Raw genomic sequence first — 22,702 nt, forward strand, 5'->3', positions numbered from 1 at the left:
CGGCAGTGTGCCCGGGGAGTCGCCAATCGCGTCATGATTCTTCGTCAACGCATAATCCAGTTGAGTTAGGTTAGGTTTACCTTGTTACATTGGCCCGTGACTACCCAACCGGACGTGGCTCGAATCTCGTTCGCCACCAACCTCGCGTCTTTCGGCGAGCGCACCGCCATCATCACGGGCGACAGCACCCTCAGCTACCGCGACCTTGCCGCGCGCGTAGAGGACATGGCACGCCAGCTCGGCCCTGCCCGGCGCCTGATCGCCCTTGAAGCCGACAACACCCTGCCGTCCCTGACTGTGTATCTCGCAGCCCTGGCATCGGGCCATCCGCTGCTGATCCTGCCCGCCGGCGGTGGAAAAGCAGCCGACACACTCATTGCCGCCTACGATCCGGACGTCATTGTGCGGTCCTCCAACGGGGAGCCTGCCCTGGACGTGCGCCGCCACGCGACAGCACACCAATTGCACCCGGATCTGGCACTTTTGGTGAGCACTTCAGGCTCCACAGGATCACCGAAGCTCGTTCGCCTTTCCGGGGCTTCCATCCAGGCGAACGCGGCAGCCATCGCGCAGTACCTGCACCTTCGGCCCAGCGATACTGCCGCCACAACCCTCCCCCTTTCCTACTGCTATGGGATGAGCGTGGTGAACAGCCATTTGCTGGTGGGTGCATCCTTGGCGTTGACGGGCCTCTCCGTCGTGGACCCATGTTTTTGGGACTTGGTCCGTTCCGAGGGCGTCACTTCGTTCGCTGCCGTCCCTTACACCTTTGAGCTGCTGGACCGTGTTGGATTCGAGCACATGGACGTTCCGAGCCTGCGCTACATCACGCAAGCCGGAGGTCGCCTCGCCCCAGAGCGCGTCCGATCCTATGCGGAGTTGGGCCGGGAGCGCGGCTGGGACCTTTTCGTCATGTACGGGCAGACGGAAGCCACCGCGCGCATGGCTTACTTGCCACCGGACCTGGCAGCGGAGCATCCGCATGCCATTGGCGTCGCGATTCCCGGAGGAGAATTCCGGCTCGAACCAGTGCCGGGGCTGGATGACTGGGAACTCGTCTACACCGGACCAAACGTCATGCTGGGATATGCCGAGAAGCCCGAAGACCTTGCCCTCGGCCGTGAGATTGCCGAACTCCACACCGGCGACCTCGCCCGGCTCGGCCCCGATGAACTCTATGAAATCGTCGGCAGGCGCAGCCGCTTCGTGAAAATCGTTGGGCTCCGCGTGGACCTGGGACGCGTCGAACGACTCCTTGCAGATCTTGCCCTGACCGCCGCTGCCGCCGGTTCTGACGACGTCGTGGTTGTGGCTGTGGAGGGACACCATGATCTGGCCTTGGTCGCCAAGAGCCTTGCGCAGGATCTGGGTGTCCCCCGCGCTGCCATCCAACTGCAGCCGGTGCCCGACATTCCACGGCTCGGCAATGGGAAGCCTGACTATCCGGCCATCCTTGCGCTGTCTGCACAGCCGGAACCCGTGTCTGCACAGCCGGAGCCCGTGCCTGGACAGGCGGAGCGCCTGTCCGCAGAGACGGAGCGCCATCCCGGAACGGAATCCACCCCGGGGACAGAGACTGTGCTTGAGATTTTCGCAGAGGTCCTGGAACAGCCAGACATCACCGAGAACGACAGCTTCGTTTCCCTTGGCGGAGATTCACTTTCCTACGTGGCGGCCTCGGTACGGCTTGAGCGTGCACTTGGCCGCATCCCGCAGGGGTGGCACCTGATGCCCATTTGTGAGCTTGTCCCGGCCCCCGAAGCCCCAGGCCATCCAGCCCACCCAGCCCATGAAGATCCGCGCACCACTGGCAGGAAATTTCTCCACAACTGGCGGGGGAAGTTGTCAGCACGCATGGAAACGGGGATCGTGCTGCGCGCGGTGGCCATCATTTTCATCGTGGCAACACACATCAAGTTCTTCTCCTGGGAAGGCACCGCGCACGTGCTGATGGCGGTTGCCGGCTACAACTTTGCCCGCTTCCAACTGACGGGATCCCGGCGCGAACGGCTCCGGAGGCAATTGCGTGCCGTCACGCGGATCGTCGTACCCAGCGTGCTGGTTATCGGCGTCGCGTTCGCCGTCACTGACGACTACGGCTGGCACAACGTGTTCTTGTTGAACTCAATCGTTGGTCCCCAGGGTTGGACGGATATGTCCCGCTTCTGGTTCGTTGAAGTGCTGGTTCACATCCTGATCGGGTTGGCTGTCCTGCTGGCCATACCCGCGGTAGACCGCGCGGCACGCAGATGGCCATGGGCGTTTCCACTCGCGCTGGCCGGCATCGACCTCCTGCAGCGCTTCGACATCATCGAGCTGCCTTACCCTGGCCAAGGGCCGGTCCTGTGGCTGTTCGCCTTCGGATGGGCTGCTGCTGTGTCGCGAGTGTGGTGGCAACGCGCCGCCATGACCGCCTTCGCCCTTCTGACGATTCCAGGGTCCTTCAGCAACGAGTACCGCAGCGCCACCATCCTGGTAGGTTTCCTCATCCTCCTGTGGATTCCGACACTGCCCGTGCCGCGCGGCCTTCACCGCATCACGGCTCTTCTGGCCAGCTCATCGCTGTACATCTATGTCACGCACTGGCTGGTGTATCCGCTCTTTGAAGGGACTCACCAAGGGCTGGCCCTCGCGGCATCATTGCTGGCGGGCGTGGCCTACTGGGCTGTGGCGACGCGCGCCATGGGCAGCGTTGAGCGGTGGCTTCGTAACCGACAAAAGCGGCGCCACTTCAATGCCCCCGCCCTGCGGCCGGACAACGTTTCGCTTCCCGACCTGCGGCCGGACGACGACTCAGTGCCAGACGACGTTTCAGTGCTGGATGCGAGGATGCCGCAGCGATCGGGTACTCGCGGACGAGTGTGAGAAGACGGGTCGTGCACCCGAGAAGACCCTCCTGCGGCCCTCACGGCGCCCCTTCCTATTGGTGGAGGCGCCATCTTCCTCACGAGAATGCGACGGAGCCAGCAGCATCAGCGGCACAATGGTTATCCCCAGCCAGACAATCACAGCCAGCAACGCCAGCATCAGGCCTGTAGTAGGTTCCATAGATTAAGAATAGGCCGATTCACCCTTGACCATAAGGCGCCTTATTGATATGTGCGCCACGCCAGAGGCATCCTCACATGAGCCTTCCAGCGAACTGTGGCAGTCTTGATTCAATGAGTTCCCAGCAGTCCCGCCCCATAGCGATGTCCCCTGACCGGTCAGCACAAGCTCGCAAGCCCGGCGTCGGTACAGGGCTGCTTTTCGGCTTGGCTACCCTCGCCAGCATCCTGGGGCTGGTAGTGACGTACTACTTCTTCGTACGGACCACCATGGGCCAATTCATCGACGAGTCTGCTTTGGTTGAAGCCACTGAACTGAGCGGATCCGCAGGCAGGGCGTCCACGAAATTCCTGGATATGCTGCCCATCCTGTCACTGGCGATCGCTATCATCGTGGTGCTCTTCGTGACGGTTGCGCGTCGCCGTTGGACTGCGGCCGGAATTGCCGTGGCAGCCTGCATTGCCGCCAACCTGGCGACCCAAGTATTGAAGCTCTTCATTCCGGATAGGCCCGACCGCGGCGTCCAGACACTCGAACTGAACTCACTCCCCTCAGGCCACACAACATTGGCAGCCTCTGCTGCTGCAGCGGTTTTCCTCATGGTCTCGCCCCGCTGGCGGCCTCTCGCAGGATTCCTCGGCAGCACCTTCGCCGTGGCCACCGGGGTTTCGACCCTCATCAACCAATGGCATCGGCCCTCCGACGTCGTAGCAGCCTTCCTCGTGGTGGGCGCCGTCATGCTGCCCGCTGGCTGGCTGATCCTTCGCGGCGGTAGTGACTGGAATGTTTGGAAGGGGTACGGCGAGCACTGGGCTGCATCGCGGCTATGGGTATGGCTGACCACCATTGCCTTGCTTCTGGCAGCTATCGTGGCCGGCTACTCACTGCTCCAGGTCATGCCGGGACTCAGCGCAGACAGCACTGTGGACTACTTCTGGGCCGGCACTGCATTCATTGTGGTCGCTGGTTACCTTTCCGCCCTGGGCGGGACGTGGCTGTTCGGCCTGGCCGCCAGGAAGCGCTAAGGCGCCAGTAACAAAGGCTCGACGGCGGCAGCTTACTTTGGCTCGATGCGCCGGGCCTGGGCGCGGATGAAGTCCCGGTCCTCTTCCGTCAGCAGGGTGCCCCCATGCCCGTCGACAGGGCTATCCTCACCCGTCTCATTGTTGAGGATGGCCGTTTGAGTGCGCGGGATGATGATGCTTCCCGGATTATCGATGAGCCATTGCTGCGTTTCCGGTGAAAGTTGATCCCAGAACTCTTTGATGTGCATAGTAATCGCGCCGCCCCTTCGATGTTTGAGTACATTTCCCACACTGGCAGATTCCCTCACTGCTTCAAGCATATTTTTATGAGATTACAAACTCCTTTACGGAATATTTCCGGGGTGCAACATCTTCGGTTTCAAACCCGGAAAAACTTGATCCAACCTTGAGCCATCGCCGTATGGAGCCTTGATCTGGGACGACGAAAGTAATCGCTAGGCAGAAGCCATAACAACGCGAAAGAAGGTCTCACGGTGAAAAACATAACAATGCTTAAAGGCGCGGCGGCACTTGCACTTGGTGGAACACTGCTCCTGGGTGGCGGAGGAACACTGGCTTGGTGGAATGCTTCGGATTCCGCAGCAGCAGGCACCATTGTGGCCGGCGACTTGAATGTCCATGCGGCAACGGGCGTTTGGACCGACCGCGCAGGAAACCCTGTCAACCTCGCCACATACCTGGTGGTCCCCGGCGATCTCCTGACCTACACGCAGGATCTGGACGTCACCCTCACCGGCGACAAGATGGCAGCCAACCTCGTCGCCACGAACACCGGTGCGGGCGCAGGGTTCGATCCCGCCAACGTCACGGTCACCTCGCCCAAGCTGACCGATGCTGATGGGGACGTCATCGCCAACCCGCTCACCACCTCGCAGCACGTCACCGCCAGCATCACCTTCGAGTTCAAGTCCAGCACCTCAACCCGCACGGACGTCAACGCCAGCAGGAACCTGGGCAACGTATCGTTCACCCTGACACAGGTCCAGCAGTCCGGCCTGCGGTAGTCCTTACCCCCCAACAATTCAACAGGAGTGTCAATGGGAATCCCCAGGAGCATCAAGACGGCTGGCCTTATGGTCGCTGCCGTGCTCCTGGGGCTCATGGCCGTTCAGGGTACGTACGCACTCTGGTCTGCTACTGCCATCGCCCAGCCGGGCACGATCAAAGCATCCAGTTTTACGGTCAACCTGACAGGAACCCCTTCCGGTTCCTCGATGCCCATGACCGTCAATGACCAAGCGACCACCTTGGCACTGACCACGGCACAAGCGCCTCTTGGGGACCTGGCCCGCGGCAGCTCCGTCTATTCATCCATAGGAATCGGAAACGCCAGCGACGCCGGAGGGGTCTTTGACATTACCGTCACCGCTACGGCACCTACAGTCAGCAACGTATCCGGCGGCACCTTGGCCGGATATCTCAGTGTGAGTGCCACCAGTGCGGCGTCAAGCACCGCATGCTCATCGGCCAGCGGCTATCAGCCTTTGACCGGGGCAGGATTTACGACGCCGGCAATCGCCAAAGGTGCCACCGCCACACTCTGCTTCAAGGTAACCCTGGACGCTGCCGCACCTTCCAGCGTTGACGGGAACTCCGTCTCAATCACTCTTCCGCTGCACGCTCGTCAGAAATGTGGGGTTCCCAATGGTTGCGCCCAGTAGCCTGAAAGATCGCAATAGCCTTGATGAGCTAGTGCTTGAAACAACGATTGACGCCGCATTTGATGAAGCTGGCGCCGACGCGTCCGTCGCTGTCGAACCCCAAAATGGGGAATTGCAGGAGCCCGGGCAGCATCCCTCGGAACGTTCTTCCAGCGCCCGGCTACTTGGCCGCATTGGCCGGGGACTCGGCGTCGTGCTTCTTTCGCTTGCACTCCTGGCGGTCGGGGTGCTGATCATGCTGCCCAAGGTGACCGGCTCGCAAACGTATTCGGTACTGACCAACTCCATGGCGCCGAAGTACGCACCGGGAACGTTCATGGTTTCGCAGGCAGCGGACTTTGACGAACTGAAGCTTGGCGACGTGATTACGTACCAGATCGAATCCGGCAAGCCGGGTGTCATTACGCACAGGATCGTTGGTTTCGGGTTCCTCCAGACAGGCGAGAAGACGCTCACCACCAAGGGCGACAACAACGACGTCGCGGATCCCCAGCCCGTTCGCGAGATCCAGGTGCGCGGTAAGTTGCTCTACGCCGTGCCGTTCGTGGGATTTGTCGCGAACGCCTTGGGCAACAGTGACCGCTCACTGTGGCTGGCCGTGGGTGCCGTGGGTTTGATCGGCTACGGTGGGTTCACCATGTTCCGGGAAGTACGGAGCGCGCGAAAGGAAAGGCAGTCTGCGTGAAGCAGGGAACCGGCCCCTCAGCCAAAGCCTGGGCCGTTGGCCTTTTCTGCCTGACTGTATTGGTGGGCATCGGCGGAACGTCCGCTTTCGGGTTGTGGGAGCAGAGCTCCACCGCAACCATGACTGTTCGTGCTGCAGTTTCAACGCCAACCCCCACGTCTACTCCGACGCCAACGCCCACCACGCCTGTCGGATTGACGCTGACGTGCACCCAGATCTCTACGAGCACTGTCCGGATAAGCGTCGCAGGTTTGAGCTCCCCCACGGCGATGACCGTCGGCGGCAAGATGAGCACCAGCAGCGCCTACGTTTCCATCCCGGTGCTGCCTCCGTCAGCAACTTTGGATTTGACGCCCAGCAGTCCCATTTTCCTCGCCGGCGTCCTAGATGGCCGCAACCCTGAAGTTGACGTTCAAGTGACGGCTTTGCAAAACACCGGGACCACGGCCACGGGCGAGCTGCGTCGTTTGAAGCTCTCCGGCAACGGAAAATTCCTGACCTGTCCGGTGTAGTCCGGGTGGACCCCGGGCCAGCGAAAACCATCTGGTAGAAGTACCCATGGCCTTCACGGGACGCTTGACCTACGATTAATCTAATCGATGGAATAAAGCCCAAGCTTCCCAGGAGCCCTATGTCTTCCACCTTCAGGTCCGGCCAGCGCCGCGGCACTCCCCCTTCCCTCGCTGGGGTTCCGGCTTCCCGCGACCTCGTGGTCGATCTGATCCGGGTGTCCTGCATGTTTGCCGTGGTGGCCGTCCATTTGCTCATGATGGGCATTAGCGTTGATGGCTCCGGCATCGGCGTCGGCAATCCCCTGACCTCACTGGGCTGGTTCGCCCAAGGCACGTGGTTCGGCCAGGTCATGCCCCTGTTCTTCATCGTGGGTGGATTCGCTTCGCTGACCTTGTGGCGCAGCCTCCGGCGCAAGGGCGGGGATGCGGGCGACTACCTGCGCAACCGCGTCCTGCGACTGGTCCGCCCCACAGTTGCGCTGTATGCGTTCCTCACTATCGCTTTGTGGACCGCGACGGCGGCAGGTGTCCCCAGCGGCCTGCTGACAGTTATCGCTGCGGGCGCGGGAGTGCAGTTGTGGTTCCTTGCCGCTTACCTGATTTGTCAGGCAATGGTGCCCACGATGGCGAAATTTCATGAAGCAGCTCCCTACAAGACCGTCGCAGCGCTGGCCGTGGGCGCCGTCGTCGTTGATGTCCTGCGACTCGGGCTGGAACGCAACCCGTGGGGTTTCGATTCAAATCCCGTTGGCCTGGTGAACATGGTGTTCGTCTGGGGCTTGCTGCAGCAGTTCGGGTTCTTCTACGCGGATGGTTTCTTTGATCGGTTTGCCCACTGGAAGCTCGTCGCGGGAGCAATCGGCTGCTATGCCGCCTTGGTGCCGCTCACCCATGGTGGGCCCTACCCCGTTGACATGCTCACCAGCCAGAACCCGCCGATGTTCCCGCTGATCCTTGTAGGTCTGGCGCACATCCTGCTCGTCAAGGCTGCCTATCCCTTGCTGCAGCGGGCCGTTCAGTTGGCGTGGGTTCAGAAAGTGATGTTCGTAGTGGGTAGCCGGGCGATGACCATCTACCTTTGGCACCTGCCGCTGATCATCGCCATGTTCGGGATCGCCTTGGTGCTTCGGCTTCCGTTCCCCGAGCCTGCCAGTACGGAGTGGTGGCTAAGCCGGCCACTGTTTTACGCAGCAGCCTGGGTGCTCGTTCTGCTGGTGTCCACGCCCTTGGTCCGCTTGGAACTCGCGAGCACTGGGCTGGCGCCCGGTGCTGCGAGGCCGGCAACGTGGCGCATCGCAGTTGCCACGGCGCTGGCAATCGTTCCGCCGTTCGTCGTGATGCGGACAGCATTGGATACCGCCAACGCAACATGGGGATTGGTGCTGCTGGTGGTTGCAGTGGCACTCGTGACGGGACGTCGCCCGGACAGTAAGTGGAAGACCCCAGTTGCCCTTGAGCGCGCGGCTCACGAACGCGCGGCTTCCTGACCTACGTTCGCCTTCCGCCGGCCAGCCAGGAATTGGAGCCTAGTAGTTCCGCCGATGCTTCAGCCTGGGGATTGCGACGGCGAACACGGCTGCCGCTGCGAAGCCCAGGACTCCCGTGGCCCAGACGCCAGCGGCGAGGGAAATGGCGGCCGTCAGGGCAGACAAGAGCACCGGCCCACCCGTTGCACCCGAATCGGCAATGAACCGCCAGATGCCAAGGAAGTGGCTCCTTCCGTTGTCGGGCGAGAAGTCGGCACCCAGTGTCATGATGAGCCCGGAACTGATGCCGTTGCCAAAGCCAATCAGCAGGGCAACCAGCAACAGTGGAACGAACCCGCCAGTAAACGGAATGAGGATCAAGGCCACACCCATGATGAGTGTGGAAGGAACCGCCACCCATTGCCGTCCCTTGCGATCCATCAGCTTCCCGGCCGGATAGAACACCAACATGTCGATCGCGCCGGAGAGGCCGTAGATCAGGGATGCTTGCGTGGCATCCATGCCCAGGTGGTCGGCCCACAGCGGGATGACAACTTGGCGCGAAGCACGCAGCGCGCTGAGGAGCAGAATTCCGAAGCCCACGGACAGGAACACACCGGCATGCGAAGCCGCTACGTTTCGGAGGGTGGAGGCGCGAGGAATCGGACCGCCGTCGGACGTAGCGGGAGCCACCAAGTCCGGAACCGTGAGCGACAAAGCAGCGGCGGCCATCATCCCCACAAAGCCAACCCAGTACGCCCCGCTGATTCCGGCGAACTGCATCACCCCCGCACCGATGAACGGACCTATGAAGATTCCGATCCTCGTGACGCCGCCCAAGGTGGACAGCGCCCGGGCGCGGAACATCACGGGAACAGCCTCGGTGAGGTACTTCTGGCGGGCCAGGTTGAAAACGCTCGCAGACATACCCACCAACGTCATAGCCGCGGCCAGCAGCCAGATCCCGTGCTCCATTTGTGGAGCGAACGCTGCCGCCCCGAGGGCGAGGGCGCCTACAGCACCTGCCCCAACAATTGCCCAGCGTTCGCCGAACCTCATGGTGATGAGCGATGCCGGGATATTGAAGAGCCAGGACCCCAAGCCGATCAGCGTCACGATCAACGCCGAGACTGCCACCGATGCTCCAAGATCACGCGCCGAGAGCGCGATCACCGGAAGAACCGCCCCCTCGCCGATACAGAACAACAACGCAGGCCCGAAGGCCGGTACCGCGATGCTGCGGAGGGTGAAGTTTTGGTCTTCCTGGGTGGTTGTCATCCCTTTCATCCTAGGACTCCAGCCCAGCCGCCTGGCAGTTGTCGCAGTTCCGGCAATCCGGAACCGCAACAACTGCTCGCGGGACCAGGCCTAGCCCAGGCGATTAGCTGCGGCTAGCGGCTGCCTTCCGATGCCCACCTGCCGTGAGTGCCAAGCCCGTGAGGAGAAGGCCGACTGCCCAGAGAGTGAAGCTGCCGTCCAAGCCCGTAGTGGCCAGGGAGTTGGAACTCCCGACGCCGGTCGCAACGCCCGCGGTCAGCACACCCAGGGCGCCACCCAGTTGGGCGCCACTGGTTGCTGCAGTGTTGATCCCGGAAGTGTTGATGCCAGCGACGCCATACGCGGCCCCACCGATCTCGGTACCCGGATTATTGGTGCCAATGTCAGCGCCCAGCCCAAGTCCACCACTACCAGCAGGCTCGTTAACTTCCGGCGGATTGACCACTGGAGGGTTCACCACCGGCGGATTCCCTACCGGTGGGGTGACCACCGGAGGATTCACCACTGGAGGATTCTCAGCCGGAGGATTCTCTGCCGGAGGGGTGACCAGGGGAGGATTCACAGCTGGCGGGGTGATGGCGCCAACTGAAGCGCCACCGATGCCAAGCGATGTGGACCCTACCGTGACGGGGGCGGTGAGTGGAGCAGCCAACTGAGTGCCAGAGAGGATCCCGTCACTTCCAGTCGTCGTGCCACTTGGTGCGGTTCCCGTGCCACTGGCGCCGGTTGAGGAACCAGCGCCAGTGGCCGACGAATCACCCAGCACACCGGCCGATGTCGACCCAACAGTCACGGGAGCAGTAACCGGAGCAACCACCTGGGTTCCGGAAGCGATGCCATCCGATCCATTGGTCGTAGCACCCGAGGTTCCTGCAGGAGCACTCCCACCGGAAGTACCCGCTGTGCTGGCCGACGAATCACCCAGCACACCAGCCGACGTCGAACCAACCGTCACCGGAGCGGTAACCGGAGCAACCATCTGGGTCCCGGAAGCAACGCCGTCGGATCCGCTCGTGCTGGACCCTGACGTCGTACCCGTGCCGGAAGTGCCGGACGAGGTACCAGCTGTGCTGGCCGACGAATCACCCAGCACACCGGCCGAGGTCGAACCAACAGTCACCGGAGCAGTAACCGGAGCAACCACCTGGGTCCCGGAAGCGATGCCGTCGGATCCGCTCGTGCTGGACCCTGACGTCGAACCCGTGCCGGAAGTACCGGACGAGGAACCAGCGCCAGTGGCCGAAGAATCACCCAGCACACCAGCCGACGTCGAACCAACCGTCACCGGAGCAGTAACCGGAGCAACCACCTGGGTCCCGGAAGCAACGCCGTCGGAACCGCTCGTGCTGGACCCTGACGTCGTACCCGTGCCGGAAGTGCCGGACGACGTACCCGCTGTGCTGGCCGAAGAATCACCCAGCACACCAGCCGAGGTCGAGCCAACGGTCACCGGAGCGATAACCGGAGCAACCACCTGGGTCCCGGAAGCAACGCCGTCGGAACCGTTGGTCGTAGCACCGGGAGTAGCAGCAGGTGCGCCGCCTGTATTCGAGGGTGCGCCGGACGTGGCTGAAGAATCTCCACCCACACCCGCGGCAGTGGCTCCGATGTTAACAGGGACCAATATCGGAGCCACTACCTGAGCGCCGGATGCGATGCTATCTCCCCCCGACGTTGTTGCCTGCGCTGGCTCTTGGGCCGGTGCAGAACCTGATGTTGCTGCTGGTGTTGTCGTGGCCGATGAGTCCCCCAGGACACCCGTCGACGTCGATCCCACCGTTACGGGGACCGTCACCGGTGCAACTACTTGGGTACCGGAGGCTGTGCCGCCAGTACCGTTGGTGCCAGCCGCCGGCGTCGAACTGCTTGGTGCAGTTGCCGTGGCAGGTTGGGCTGGGCCCGTCGCAGTGGAGCCCCCCAGCAGACCCACTGAAGACGAGCCCAGGTTTATGGGCGCTGTTACAGGCGCGACTACTTGTGTCCCGGAAGCGGCGCCGTTGGAACCGGTGGTGCTGGCAGCTGGCGCCGTCCCTGTGGTCGAAGCGGCGGCCGGCGCCTTTGTGGTTGAGGAAGAATCTCCCACGAGGGCCAATGACGTTGAGCCTGTGCTGACTGGCGCCGTCACCGGTGCCACCACCTGTGTACCGGAAAGGGTTCCGTCCTTTCCGCTGGTCGTATCTGCCGCGTTGGCCGCGGTCCCGCCGAGGGCAATCAAGCCTCCGGCAAAGCATGTGCCGATCAGGCACCTGCGAATTGTCGAGTTCATTGTGATCTTCTCCTGAAGGTCGTGTTCCCAAGGACGTCCGATGACGGATCGTCCTGCTAACCATCGGCCGCTTGTAGAGGCGCGGCTGGGTTGGGGAACTAGTCAGGAGATGAGCCGGGATCGAAAGAAACCGGCTTTGGATGATGTTCATTGCTGGCCGTTGCTTGACCAGAAAGTGTGTCTGCAGGCACGATCAGCGCACCATGCAGGAAGGCTGCGGCAGGGCTTGGCGGCCCGTTTTGTGAGGTACCCGAGCCCGCGCCGATGACACCAAGGGGTGCCACATCCGGGTCTGCAGGCAGTTCGGCTGGAGCCTCGGGTTCGACCATGACAGAGGCGCTGGCTACGGCACTGGATGAAGCAGGAGCAAAACCTCGCGCCAAAACAAGAGCCACTGAAACGTCGGCAGTGAGCGTGGGCGGGGTCCCGAGTGGCAGGCCAGTGGATTCCGTGGCCAAACCTTCGGCCGACGGAGTCGCTGATGAGGTCCCGACGGCGGGAGGCGGCACAGCTCCAGCGCCCGGCGTCGCGGGGAGCATAGCCCCGTCGCCGCCCAGGAGCGGGGGAAGCAGGCCTCCGGGTCCGGAAATTGGAGGCAAGACGTTGCCGACAGCCGGGAGGATCGTGTCGATGACCTCAACGATGGGGGCCGCAACCGGGTTGGTCACGTCCGTCACGGGGTCCAGGCCAACTGGTTCCAGGACATTGTTTACCGGTGGAACAACCGCCGCGACGGCGTCGTCAATGGTTCCGGTGGCTGGTTTGACTGCCGTATCCACAACGTTGCCGACCGCGCCCTTGGGTACTACCCGGTTGACCACTGGAGCTGTGGCGATGACCTTGTCCGTGGAGTCCCCAACCCGGTTAACCACGGGAGTTACAGCAGGAACGTGCACGGTTATCGGGTGCGCCGGGACAACGGCTTTGGCGGGGGCCGGCGCGGGTACGTTCGGCACGGGGATGGTGACTGCTGGTGCGGACGGCTTAGGCCCAACGGAAGTAGCAGCGGACGCGGCCGCCTTCTTGACCGCACCCGCTGCAGCATCGAGAGTCTTGTTGGTTTGCTTGCTGACGATGTCGGCTGACGAAACAGTTGAGGACACCGAAGACGTCACTCCGCCTACCAGCGAATGGTTATCGGTGATGCCGGAATCGGCGTTGGCGGCCGTCGCCGACAATGCCATCCAAACTGCGGTGCCGGCGCCAGCGATCATGACGGAGCGGAGAATCTGAGTAGCGCGCGGAATAGCGCGAATGGCCTTCATCTCGACACCCCCCAGGTAGCCGCAAACCGATGGTCGACTTCATCCTAGGACTGGTCTTACCCAATAGTCCATGGGGAGACGGCAAATTTATAAGCAACCTTCATTTACGAAGAAGGATAGAAGCCAGTCTTCCCGGGGCCAACGTCGGGCGTTGCAAGGGATCCGCCAGCAGCCCTTCCGTGCTGGGCATTGGTCTCTTGGAGCCGCTTGATGAACCAGCGCGACTGCTCCGGTCCATAAGGAAGCACCGGGATGGCCTTGGTGGCATCGTTGGGCATATCGCGGATGGACTGGGTTGCCTGCCGCACTGCAGTGCTCATGGTGTCGGCCATGGTCTTGACGAATTCGTCGCTCGCGGGCTTGCCATGGCCCGGGACCAGGAATTCGTAGCGGTGACGCAAAGCTGAGATGTGCCGGAGGACGTCCGCCCATTCCTCGGGATACGAGTCCTCAAAGGAAGGATGGGCGCCCTGCTCAACGAGGTCGCCGACGAACAGTGTCGAGTTGGTCCCCACCAGGAGGTCACCGTCCGTGTGGGCGCGGCCCAGGTAGAACAGTGTTGCGGTAATTCCGCCAAGGTCCACCAGAACAGGCTGGTCGCCAACGATTGCGTTCGGAACAACGATGTCGACGGCGTCACCCTCCCCCGCGGCCATCTCGGGTTCGTTTGTGGCGACGAAGCGACGCTGGTTGTCGGCGTCCCGCTCGATGGTCGCCGCGCAGTTGGCGTGCGCCCAGAACTCTGTCACGCCGTCGTCGGCAAAAACAGCGTTACCGAAGAAGTGGTCGTAGTGGGCGTGGGTGTTGACTACCACCAGCGGAAGCTGGGTCTTTTCGCGGACAGCAGCGAGGATCTCCCGGCCTTGGCGTGGGCCACATCCGGTGTCGATGACCATGGCGAGCTCACTGCCCACCACGAGCCCGGTGTTGAGTAAGGATCCCTCGGTTTCCAAGACGTAGTTGTCCGTGCCAAGTTCGTGCCAAGCTGACAATGAGTTCTCCGTATCCAGTGCAATCCGGCGATGTTCAGGCCTCGATTCTACCCATGCGCAGCTGGGAGAAGCCGGAATGACCCGGTGGCAGGTGAACTCGGACTGGACTAGACGATTGCTGTCATCACATTCCAGCCGGAACCAATCTGGCGGGCAGCAAGCCAACCACCGGAACCGTCACCGGGGTACAGCCACAAAACACCGGATCCGTCGCGTGCAACGACGTCAATCTTGCCGTCGCCATTGAAATCGCCCGGGCCTTCAATAGCGGTCATGACGTTCCAACCGGAACCAACCTGGCGGGCAGCAAGCCAACCACCGGAGCCGTCACCGGGGTAGAGCCACAAAACACCCGACCCGTTGCGGGCAAGAACATCAGCTTTGCCGTCCCCATTGAAATCACCAGGGCCCTCAATGGCGGTCATGACATTCCAGCCGGAACCAATCTGGCGGGCGGCAAGCCAACCACCTGAACCATTGCCCGGATAAAGCCACAAAACACCATTGGCATCCCGGGCGATCACGTCGGCCTTGCCGTCCCCATTGAAGTCACCAGGCGCCTCGATCGCGGCCATCCCATTCCAGCCGGAACCAATCTGGCGGGCAGCAAGCCAACCACCGGAACCATTGCCCGGGTACAGCCACAAAACACCGCTCGCATCCCGCGCAATCACGTCCATCTTGCCGTCCCCGTTAAAATCACCGGGTGACTCAATGGACGTCATGCCATTCCAGCCCGCACCAACCTTGCGGGCAGCAAGCCAGCCACCGGAACCGTTGCCCGGGTACAACCACAAAACACCGCCGCTGTCCCTGGCAAGGACATCGCTCTTGCCGTCGCCGTCGAAATCAGTGATTTTCTGAGAGGACGTCTTGAAGGTGAACTTCCACTCAGCCACTGATAATGGGACCAACGAATAATCTGCAAGAGCACGGGCAGTAACGGTCACTGCCCCGCTGCCCGAGTAGGTGCCAGGGGCCAGAACCTTTCCGCCCACCACGTATTCAACGCCAGCCGTGGCGGGAATCGTGTACGTATCGTTCGAGGTGCCGTCCCGGTCTGTGAATACGACTGGCGCAGGCGTTACCGGAAGATGCCCACCAAACGTTGTGAGGGCGGCTGTGGCATCAACCAAACCGGCCCCGCATCCGGCCGGGCAACCAGCAGGAAGTGGTCGGGACGAGTCCTTCAGCTGCTGTTCCAAAAGCGCTGGAGTGAGCGCACTGCCCTCTGCCGAGTAGAGGAGAGCTGCAAGGCCTGCCACGTGCGGGGCGGCCATGGAGGTTCCCTGCATGAAGGCATAGCCCGGCGTGCCTTGCGTAGTTGTCCCTGAGTTGTACGTGGACAGGATGCCATTCAGCCCCGAGGAACTCATGTTGCCCCCGGGAGCAGTCACATCCACGACGCTCCCGTAGTTGGAGTACGGCGCCTTTGCTCCTGCCCTGTCGCTGGCGGCAACGGTGATGACATTCTGGCAGTTTGCAGGGCTGGAATCGGCCGCCTGAACATTGGAGTTTCCAGCAGCAACAATGACCGCCGCGCCAGCGTTATGCGCGAAATTGATGGCGTTTTGGTAGGTGGCAGAGCAGGGCCTGATGCCGCCAAGGCTGAGGTTGATAACGCGCGCAGGGTTGGGATTGATTGGTACCCCGGTAACAACGCCGCCTGCCGCCCAAATGATGCCATCTGCAATATCCGATGAATACCCACCGCAGGCACCCAACGCCCGCACCGGAAGGATTTTTGCCTTCGGGGCCACGCCCGTTACACCGATGGTGTTGTTTCCGATAGCTGCAATCGTGCCCGCCACATGGGTTCCGTGCCACGAAGAATTAATCTGCGCGCTGCCCACTTCGCATTGATTTGCCGTAGACCAATCGCCAGGGTCTGTAGGGTCCGCATCCCTGCCGTTCCCATCCCGGGCATCGGCGGCATCGGACATCATGTCGTAGCCGGGCAACACATTGGCGTTGAGATCCGGATGGCTCGTGATGCCGGAGTCGACCACTGCGACGACTACGCCTTCACCATGGTTGTATTGCCACGCCCCGGAAGGCCGAATGCCGGCCAAATCCTCCGAGAGATCCCACTGCGTCGAATAGTAGGCATCGTTCGGATCAGCCGCGACCTGCATGATGTCGTCGGCTTCGGCGTAGGCAACGTTGGGATCCGCACGAAGGGTTTTCAGGAATTGCTCAGCAGTTGTCCCTGAAAGGGCCTTGGCAAGTTTGATGACCTGCCCACCCGCTGCGTTTTGGTGCGCGCTTTCGGCAGCCACTCCGAGCTTGGTGGCCGCGCGATCTGCAGCCTGCTCCGCAGTAGCCGCAGCTGCGGCTGCTTTGACGTTGTCCCGCAGCCCGACAATGAACTGATCCGTGGCCACTTCAGGTGCCGGACGCAGTGATTGCGCTGGGCTCGGGATGATGTCATTGTCATCCGCTACAGCCGGCTGAACGGCCAGTCCCGCCGTGATGATGAGCGTGGTCAGCGCGAAGCCTACGGTCCTCAGAGAGCGCATGCGGGGATTTTTTACCATGTTTTGGGCATTCTACGACGGCGACAGCGCACGATGTACGGCTGCTCGCGGGCAACTGGAGACCACCAGCTGACCCCCACAGAAAATTGTACGCAGGGTTGGCAGCACTTTTAGCCAAGTCTTTTGCGAGGATTTGTCCAAGATTTGCCCCACAAAGAGCAGGACCCCGCGGCAGGCTTGCGGCTACTTAATCCTTGGTCGCTGGCTGGGCATGCTCGAACCCCATGGCTGCGAGTCCGGATTGCCAGTCGGGGCTTGCTGCGACCGTTAGCGCCTCGACGTGAATGGGCTTGGGTGGCGCGACATGTCCGTTTCCCCAGTCCCCGAGGAGGACATGGATTTCGTTGTCAGGGTGCGATGCCGACAGAAAAGGATTCATGTGATCCTCAACGTGAGAGAAATCCGTGCTGTTCTGCATGTAGGCAACAACGTTGCCTCGTGGCTCCCGATAGAGCTCAACAAGGTTGGTGGTGACGTCGTCGGGGAGCCGGGACATAGGGTCCTCACCCTTGACGCCGTAGCAAACTTCCGCAAAGCGCTCAACGGCGGGCAACTCGTATTTGGCAACGTTTGTTTGAGGGTTCGAAACAATGGCCAGCGAGCCGGGGAAATGTGCAGAGAAGAACAGGGATGCAAACCCACCGCCTGATGCGCCATAAAAAACGAGTCGCTGTTGTCCCCACGTGCCCACGATGTGATTGATGATTTGGAGGAGGTTCTTCTGGATGTTCATACGTGAATTGCCAACAAACCATCCAAGGTTCAACCGGTTGGTCAGGACCAGGCTTGGGTCAGAGATGAAGATTCGATTCACGTGGACATCGGACGAGACGCCCATGCCGCCGAAAGCGGGAAGCGTCCAGGATGGGTCGATGGCGCCTTGAAAGAAAACCACGGTGGTATCAAAACCCCGGTTTTGGCAATTGACATCGATGGGAAGACCGTTTTCAACAATGATCTGATACCCGGGTGGGATCTTGGACGCGTTGAGGAAAGCCTGTACACCCTTGTAGTTTGTGACCATGTGCTTTGAGGGGTCAATGACGCGGGGCCTGGAAGGACAGGGGTGATCAGGCCCGTCATTTTGACCGTTCAGAAAGAACGCTTCGGCACATAGCTCGCAGAACCCAAAGCCCATATCGAAGGCGTAAGTACGGCGTTCAGCGAAGCCTTCTATTTTCCCCACTAAGACAAGATACCCGAACGGATCCGCCCCGGACGAACCGGCCGGGACGCATCTGGACCCTGCGTCAAACAGCTGCGGGCGTGTCAGAAGCCCCCACCTGTCTTGCTAGGCTGGGGGAATTCTCTTCCGACAATGTGGGAGTTCATCTTGCCTGGCTTGTTCATTTACGGCAGCTGTGTGTCCCGTGACACGTACCCTTTCCTCGACAAAGACTGGTCCATAGTCGAATACGTCGCCCGCCAAGGGATGATAAGTGCAGCCTCCCCTCGCGGCGTTCTTCGTGGTGAGAGTTCACTCACCTCCAAGTTCCAGAAGCAATGCGTGCGAAACGACATCCGCTCATCTCTGTTCGACACCATAGATCGGTCGGCAGGCGCCACTGACCTATTCCTGCTGGATCTCGTGGACGAGCGGCTGGGAGCTTATGAGCTAGGGCAGGGTTCATACGTCACCAATAGCTGGGAGCTGGGCGAAAGCAAGCTTCTGCAGCAGCAGGCGAGCGAACCCCGGCTCATTGCATTCGGCTCGGAAGAACACTTCTCGCTCTGGTCAAAGTCTGCAACTACCGTTGTGCGGAAGATCAAACAAACAGGACGCCCTATGCTCGTCCTGGCTCCAGAATGGGCTGAAGCGTCCGACAGCGGGCTCTCCGGCCTCGTCTACAGAGGCCTCTATGCTGCAACGTACAACAAGGTGTACCAGCGCTACTTCGACCACCTCCGCGAAGAAGGTTGCAACGTGCTGTCGATTGGCCAGGATGTCGTAAAGGCGGCGGCGGGGCATCAGTGGGGCCTCGCCCCGTATCACTATGTGGACGCGGTCTACCATCAGATGCGGGACGCAATCACGGCAGCCGCGAACTAACTTCGCACACAGTGGGGTCGGCGCCAATCGGCACCGACCCCGTCCGTCTACATATCCGCGAGCGCTCCACCAGGGTTCTCGATGGCGTCGGCTACATACCGGAGGAAGCCAGCTGCTGTCTCGCCGTCGCACACGCGGTGGTCGAAGGCGAGGGTCAACTCGGTAACCTTGCGGACGGCAAGTTCACCATTGACCACCCAGGGCCGGTCGATGATGCGGCCCACGCCGAGCATCGCAACCTCTGGGTAGTTGATAATCGCGGCCGAACCGTCCACTCCGAACACGCCGTAGTTGTTGAGCGTGAAGGTGCCGGAGCCGAGCTCAGCTGGTGTGGCCTTGCCTTCCCTCGCCACCGAGGTCAGGCGCCGGATCTCGGCGTCCAACTCGCGGGCGCTCAACTGGTGCGCGTTCCGGACAGACGGGACCACAAGACCGCGATCCGTCTGGGCTGCGAAACCGAGGTTGATTCCGTCGAAACCGACAATCTCTTGGGAGCCGTCCTCCCGGACTTCAAAGCGCGTGTTCAGCGCCGGGTACTTTTTTAACCCAGCCGTGACAAATCGGGCGATGAAAGCCAGCAGGCCTGGTGTGTCATGCGGAGCGCGCTTTTTCAGTTCAGCCCGCATCTCAAGCAATGCTGTGGCATCTACGTCCACCCAGACCGTCGCCTCCGGGATCTCCGTGCGGCTCTTGGCCATGTTCGCGGCAACTGCCTTGCGGACTCCACGGACCGGGGTCCTGGCCGACACAGCCAGGCCGGTACGGGAGTCCAGATCACCTTCAGCAACCGGCACTGAAACAGGCCCGGCAGGAGCCTCAGGCGTTTCCGGTGTAGAGATGGCAGCTTCCACATCCCGGCGCATGATCAGCCCACTGGCACCGGAGCCCTGGATAGTTTCAAGGGAAACACCGTGGTCCCGGGCCATTTTCCTGACAAGCGGCGAAATGACGGCACTGAGCTTGCCCGGGATCCGTGTCCCGGCGACAGCCGGCTCGGAAGCAACCGGCGTTTCGGCCCGGGCCTCCGTTTCGCGATCGACGACGGCGAGGCTCGCCTTCCGCGGGCGCGTCCGGCCACCAGTCACGCCCCCAGGAGTGCCGTATCCGATAAGTACGTTGCCGGAACCGGCTTTCTCCTCGGTGCGATACGCCTCGGCGGCCGCATCAACCTCGGGCGAGGCCACGATCCCGGTGGAGACCGCATCTTCGGCAGAGGATGGAGTCTCCGGCGCAGCAGGAGCAGCGCCCGAACGAGCGATCGAGATCAACGGCTTGCCGACGTCGAGCGTTTGGCCGGCCTCACCGTGAAGCTCCGCCACGGTGCCCGCATAAGGCGAGGGAACCTCCACCATGGACTTGGCGGTCTCGACTTCGGCGATCGGCTGATCCACCTTGATTTCGTCCCCGACTGCGACCAGCCAGTTCACGAGTTCGGCCTCGGTGAGGCCCTCCCCCAGGTCCGGCAGGCGAAATACCTGCATATCTGAGCTCACGGTCAGTCCTCCCATTGAAGGTCGTCGACGGCGTCGAGGATGCGGTCGACGCTTGGCAGGTAGTAGTGCTCCAACTTGGGAGACGGGAACGGAACATCGAATCCCGTCACACGGCGGATCGGTGCAGCGAGGTAGTGGAACGCACGTTCCTGGACGCGGGCCACGATCTCGGAGGACACGGAGGCGAAGCCGTGCGCCTCGGCGATCACGACGACGCGTCCCGTCTTACGCACGGACGCACAGACGGTTTCGTCGTCGAAGGGTACGAGAGTCCGGACGTCAATGACCTCGAGCGAACGGCCCTCTTCGGCGGCAGCAGCAGCCGCTGCGAGCGCCGTGGGAACGGAAGGACCGTAGGCAATCAAGGTCGCGTCAGTGCCGGGACGAGCAACAGCCGCGCGGCCCTCGGTGGAGGTGCCGGCGTCGTGCTCTGCGCGCAAGGCGTCCAGGTCCACCTGGTCCTTGGACCAGTAGAGCTTCTTGGGCTCCATGAACATCACGGGATCATCCGAGTCGATGGCTTCGCGGAGCATGCGGTATCCGTCCGCAACGGTGGCTGGTGTGTAGACCTTCAAGCCAGCGGTGTGGGCGTAGTAGGACTCGGAGGAGTCGCAGTGGTGTTCCACTCCCCCAATGCCGCCGGCATACGGAACGCGGATGACCACGGGCATCTTGAGCTTGCCCTTGGTTCGGTTGTGCATCTTGGCGACGTGGCTGACGATCTGTTCGAACGCCGGGTAGGCGAACGCGTCAAACTGCATCTCGATGACGGGCCGCATGCCGTTGATGGCCATTCCCACAGCCATGCCCACGATGCCGGATTCTGCCAGCGGGGTGTCGAAGCAGCGCTGCTCGCCGAATTCGGCCATGAGGCCGTCGGTGATACGGAAGACACCGCCCAGCATGCCGACGTCTTCGCCGAAGACCAGCACGGAGGAGTCGGCACGCATGGCATCGGCCATCGCTGTGTTGAGCGCCTTGGCCATGGTGATGGACTGAGGGCCGCTCGCTTCAGCGGTAGCTGCAGCGGACGCGGCGGCGCTTGCGGTGGCGGCGCTGACGTTGGCGGTGGTTGTGCCGGTGGCATTGGTGGTGACGGTCATTTTGCGCTCTCCGTTCCGTGTTCGGCGCTTTCAGCGCGGGCGAGTTCGTCAGCCAGCAATTCAGACTGTTCCTTCAGCTGTGGGGTGGGCTTGGAGAACACGTACTTAAAGAGGTCCAGCGGCTGCACGGGGACGTCTTCACCGAGGCCTTCGCGCAACTGGGTTGCCACGGCTTCTGCATGTTCTGCAATGCGCTCATTGGCGGCGTCGTCCAGAAGTCCCTTGTGGGTGAGATAGGACTTCATTCGGCTCAGCGGATCCTTCGCTTGCCATTCCGCCACCTCGCTGTCGGGGCGGTAGCGCGTGGCATCGTCGGCGTTGGTGTGCGCCTGCATGCGGTACGTGTGCGCCTCGATCAGGAGAGGGCCGGAGCCTTCGCGTGCCAGCTTCACTGCCCGGTCCATTACGGCGAGGAGCGCAACGAGGTCGTTGCCGTCCACCCGCTCACCGGCCATTCCGTAGCCGACGGCCTTGTGGGCCAGCGACGGTGCCACCGACTGGTGGCTGAGCGGAACGGAAATCGCGTATTTGTTGTTCTGCACGAAGAAGATGACCGGCAGGTGGAAGACGGCCGCAAAGTTCAGGGCCTCGTGGAAGTCACCCTCACTCGTGGCACCATCGCCGCACATCGCCATCACCACGGTGTCCTCACCGCGGAGTTTGGCGGCATGCGCGACGCCGACGGCGTGCAGAAGCTGCGTGGTCAGCGGTGTGCACTGGATCCCGACGTGGTGCTTCTTGGGGTCGTAACCACCATGCCAGTCACCGCGGAAGATCGTCATCGCTTCGACAGGATCCACACCACGGGTCATCACTGCGACGGCGTCGCGATATGTCGGGAAGAGCCAGTCACCTTCGCTGAGGCACATGGCAGCCGCCACCTGGCAGGCTTCCTGTCCGTGGCTCGACGGATAGACAGCCATGCGGCCCTGCCGGACGAGGGCAGAGTTCTGATCGTTGACACGGCGTCCGACGACGAGCTGCTCGTAGGCAGCCATGAGTTCAGCATCGCTTGGCGTGGGGTACTCGTGGCCGGGTTCGGTGCCCTGCTCTTCGTGGGAGCGGAGGGTTCCATCCGGATTCACCATTTGGATCTGGTGCCGGGCGGGCAGCATGTAGTCCTCTACGCTGATGCCGAATTTTCTCTGGACGTCAGCAGCTGTGTCCTCTACTCCCGTTTCCGGCGCAGTGTGGTCTGCGTGGATCGTCATTGGTCCGTCCTTCTCTAGCCACTATGTGCTTCCAGTATGTTCCGGACGGAGGTTTCGTATCCAGCTTTCGTTCAAATCATGGAAGAGCA

The 22,702-nt window shown here is 61.9% G+C and carries 20 protein-coding genes; 10 read left to right on the forward strand and 10 right to left on the reverse strand.

The genetic code is table 11. The features are described from left to right. Nucleotides 1-96: 96 nt before the first annotated feature. Both LDN82_RS16850 and LDN82_RS16855 read left to right on the forward strand, forming a co-directional pair. Nucleotides 97-2,865, forward strand: coding sequence for an AMP-binding protein (locus tag LDN82_RS16850; protein WP_224165104.1), 2,769 nt, complete (start codon nucleotides 97-99; stop codon nucleotides 2,863-2,865). A 296-nt stretch (nucleotides 2,866-3,161) separates the two neighbouring features. Next, on the forward strand, nucleotides 3,162-4,073 hold the full coding sequence (locus tag LDN82_RS16855) for a phosphatase PAP2 family protein (RefSeq protein ID WP_224165105.1): 912 nt from the start codon (nucleotides 3,162-3,164) through the stop codon (nucleotides 4,071-4,073). A gap of 32 nt (nucleotides 4,074-4,105) precedes the next feature. Here the strand turns inward: LDN82_RS16855 and LDN82_RS16860 are convergent, their stop codons facing one another. Beyond that, the gene (locus tag LDN82_RS16860) at nucleotides 4,106-4,363 is read right to left on the reverse strand and encodes a hypothetical protein (protein ID WP_346347093.1); all 258 of its coding nucleotides are present in this window, start codon (nucleotides 4,361-4,363) and stop codon (nucleotides 4,106-4,108) included. Between the two features lie 204 nt (nucleotides 4,364-4,567). On the opposite strand from LDN82_RS16860, the gene LDN82_RS16865 reads away from it, so the two are divergent. The 5 genes from LDN82_RS16865 (at nucleotide 4,568) to LDN82_RS16885 (ending at nucleotide 8,439) form a co-directional block, all read left to right on the forward strand. Further along, a complete protein-coding gene (locus LDN82_RS16865; protein WP_224165106.1) occupies nucleotides 4,568-5,098 on the forward strand; it encodes an alternate-type signal peptide domain-containing protein in 531 nt (176 codons plus the stop codon). Between the two features lie 33 nt (nucleotides 5,099-5,131). Then, entirely contained in the window at nucleotides 5,132-5,755 is a 624-nt protein-coding gene (locus LDN82_RS16870; protein WP_224088514.1) for a hypothetical protein, read from the forward strand. Between the two features lie 31 nt (nucleotides 5,756-5,786). After that, nucleotides 5,787-6,440: a signal peptidase I gene (locus tag LDN82_RS16875; RefSeq protein ID WP_346347094.1), complete on the forward strand. Its 654-nt coding sequence runs from the start codon at nucleotides 5,787-5,789 to the stop codon at nucleotides 6,438-6,440. Continuing rightward, entirely contained in the window at nucleotides 6,437-6,952 is a 516-nt protein-coding gene (locus tag LDN82_RS16880) for a hypothetical protein (protein ID WP_224165107.1), read from the forward strand. The genes LDN82_RS16875 and LDN82_RS16880 overlap by 4 nt, the downstream gene beginning before the upstream one ends. A gap of 119 nt (nucleotides 6,953-7,071) precedes the next feature. Continuing rightward, nucleotides 7,072-8,439 (forward strand): acyltransferase, encoded by a 1,368-nt coding sequence (locus tag LDN82_RS16885; protein ID WP_224165108.1) that lies wholly within the window; start codon nucleotides 7,072-7,074, stop codon nucleotides 8,437-8,439. A gap of 39 nt (nucleotides 8,440-8,478) precedes the next feature. On the opposite strand, the gene LDN82_RS16890 is transcribed toward LDN82_RS16885, so the two are convergent. Beyond that, nucleotides 8,479-9,696, reverse strand: a complete 1,218-nt coding sequence (locus LDN82_RS16890) for an MFS transporter (protein WP_224165109.1) — start codon at nucleotides 9,694-9,696, stop codon at nucleotides 8,479-8,481. Nucleotides 9,697-9,799: 103 nt separating this feature from the next. Next, entirely contained in the window at nucleotides 9,800-10,348 is a 549-nt protein-coding gene (locus LDN82_RS16895; RefSeq protein ID WP_224165110.1) for a hypothetical protein, read from the reverse strand. Nucleotides 10,349-10,439: 91 nt separating this feature from the next. Between LDN82_RS16895 and LDN82_RS16900 the strand changes: the two genes are divergently transcribed. Further along, nucleotides 10,440-11,339 carry a hypothetical protein gene (locus LDN82_RS16900; RefSeq protein ID WP_224165111.1) on the forward strand — a complete coding sequence of 300 codons (900 nt, stop codon included), beginning with the start codon at nucleotides 10,440-10,442 and terminating at the stop codon, nucleotides 11,337-11,339. A 90-nt stretch (nucleotides 11,340-11,429) separates the two neighbouring features. Beyond that, nucleotides 11,430-11,978: a hypothetical protein gene (locus tag LDN82_RS16905; RefSeq protein ID WP_224165112.1), complete on the forward strand. Its 549-nt coding sequence runs from the start codon at nucleotides 11,430-11,432 to the stop codon at nucleotides 11,976-11,978. Between the two features lie 82 nt (nucleotides 11,979-12,060). On the opposite strand, the gene LDN82_RS16910 is transcribed toward LDN82_RS16905, so the two are convergent. From LDN82_RS16910 to LDN82_RS16925, 4 genes are all read right to left on the reverse strand, one after another. Beyond that, nucleotides 12,061-13,227 (reverse strand): hypothetical protein, encoded by a 1,167-nt coding sequence (locus LDN82_RS16910; RefSeq protein ID WP_224165113.1) that lies wholly within the window; start codon nucleotides 13,225-13,227, stop codon nucleotides 12,061-12,063. A 104-nt stretch (nucleotides 13,228-13,331) separates the two neighbouring features. Continuing rightward, nucleotides 13,332-14,219: an MBL fold metallo-hydrolase gene (locus tag LDN82_RS16915; protein ID WP_223946688.1), complete on the reverse strand. Its 888-nt coding sequence runs from the start codon at nucleotides 14,217-14,219 to the stop codon at nucleotides 13,332-13,334. Between the two features lie 107 nt (nucleotides 14,220-14,326). Next, nucleotides 14,327-16,738 carry a S8 family serine peptidase gene (locus LDN82_RS16920; protein ID WP_224165114.1) on the reverse strand — a complete coding sequence of 804 codons (2,412 nt, stop codon included), beginning with the start codon at nucleotides 16,736-16,738 and terminating at the stop codon, nucleotides 14,327-14,329. A 205-nt stretch (nucleotides 16,739-16,943) separates the two neighbouring features. Then, nucleotides 16,944-17,780 carry a hypothetical protein gene (locus tag LDN82_RS16925; protein WP_224165115.1) on the reverse strand — a complete coding sequence of 279 codons (837 nt, stop codon included), beginning with the start codon at nucleotides 17,778-17,780 and terminating at the stop codon, nucleotides 16,944-16,946. Between the two features lie 294 nt (nucleotides 17,781-18,074). Between LDN82_RS16925 and LDN82_RS16930 the strand changes: the two genes are divergently transcribed. Further along, nucleotides 18,075-18,806, forward strand: coding sequence for a DUF6270 domain-containing protein (locus LDN82_RS16930; protein WP_224165116.1), 732 nt, complete (start codon nucleotides 18,075-18,077; stop codon nucleotides 18,804-18,806). A gap of 47 nt (nucleotides 18,807-18,853) precedes the next feature. Here the strand turns inward: LDN82_RS16930 and LDN82_RS16935 are convergent, their stop codons facing one another. Genes LDN82_RS16935 through pdhA form a run of 3 tightly spaced genes read right to left on the reverse strand, consistent with a single transcriptional unit; the run spans nucleotide 18,854 to nucleotide 22,613 of the window. After that, the gene (locus LDN82_RS16935) at nucleotides 18,854-20,314 is read right to left on the reverse strand and encodes a dihydrolipoamide acetyltransferase family protein (protein WP_224165117.1); all 1,461 of its coding nucleotides are present in this window, start codon (nucleotides 20,312-20,314) and stop codon (nucleotides 18,854-18,856) included. After that, nucleotides 20,302-21,402: an alpha-ketoacid dehydrogenase subunit beta gene (locus tag LDN82_RS16940; protein ID WP_224165118.1), complete on the reverse strand. Its 1,101-nt coding sequence runs from the start codon at nucleotides 21,400-21,402 to the stop codon at nucleotides 20,302-20,304. The genes LDN82_RS16935 and LDN82_RS16940 overlap by 13 nt, the downstream gene beginning before the upstream one ends. Further along, complete coding sequence (pdhA, locus tag LDN82_RS16945) at nucleotides 21,399-22,613, reverse strand: pyruvate dehydrogenase (acetyl-transferring) E1 component subunit alpha (RefSeq protein ID WP_224165119.1); 1,215 nt, start codon at nucleotides 22,611-22,613, stop codon at nucleotides 21,399-21,401. Before pdhA ends, LDN82_RS16940 begins: the two co-directional genes overlap by 4 nt. Nucleotides 22,614-22,702 lie beyond the last annotated feature (89 nt).

It is taken from the genome of Arthrobacter sp. StoSoilA2 (assembly GCF_019977195.1).
Taxonomy (GTDB): domain Bacteria; phylum Actinomycetota; class Actinomycetes; order Actinomycetales; family Micrococcaceae; genus Arthrobacter.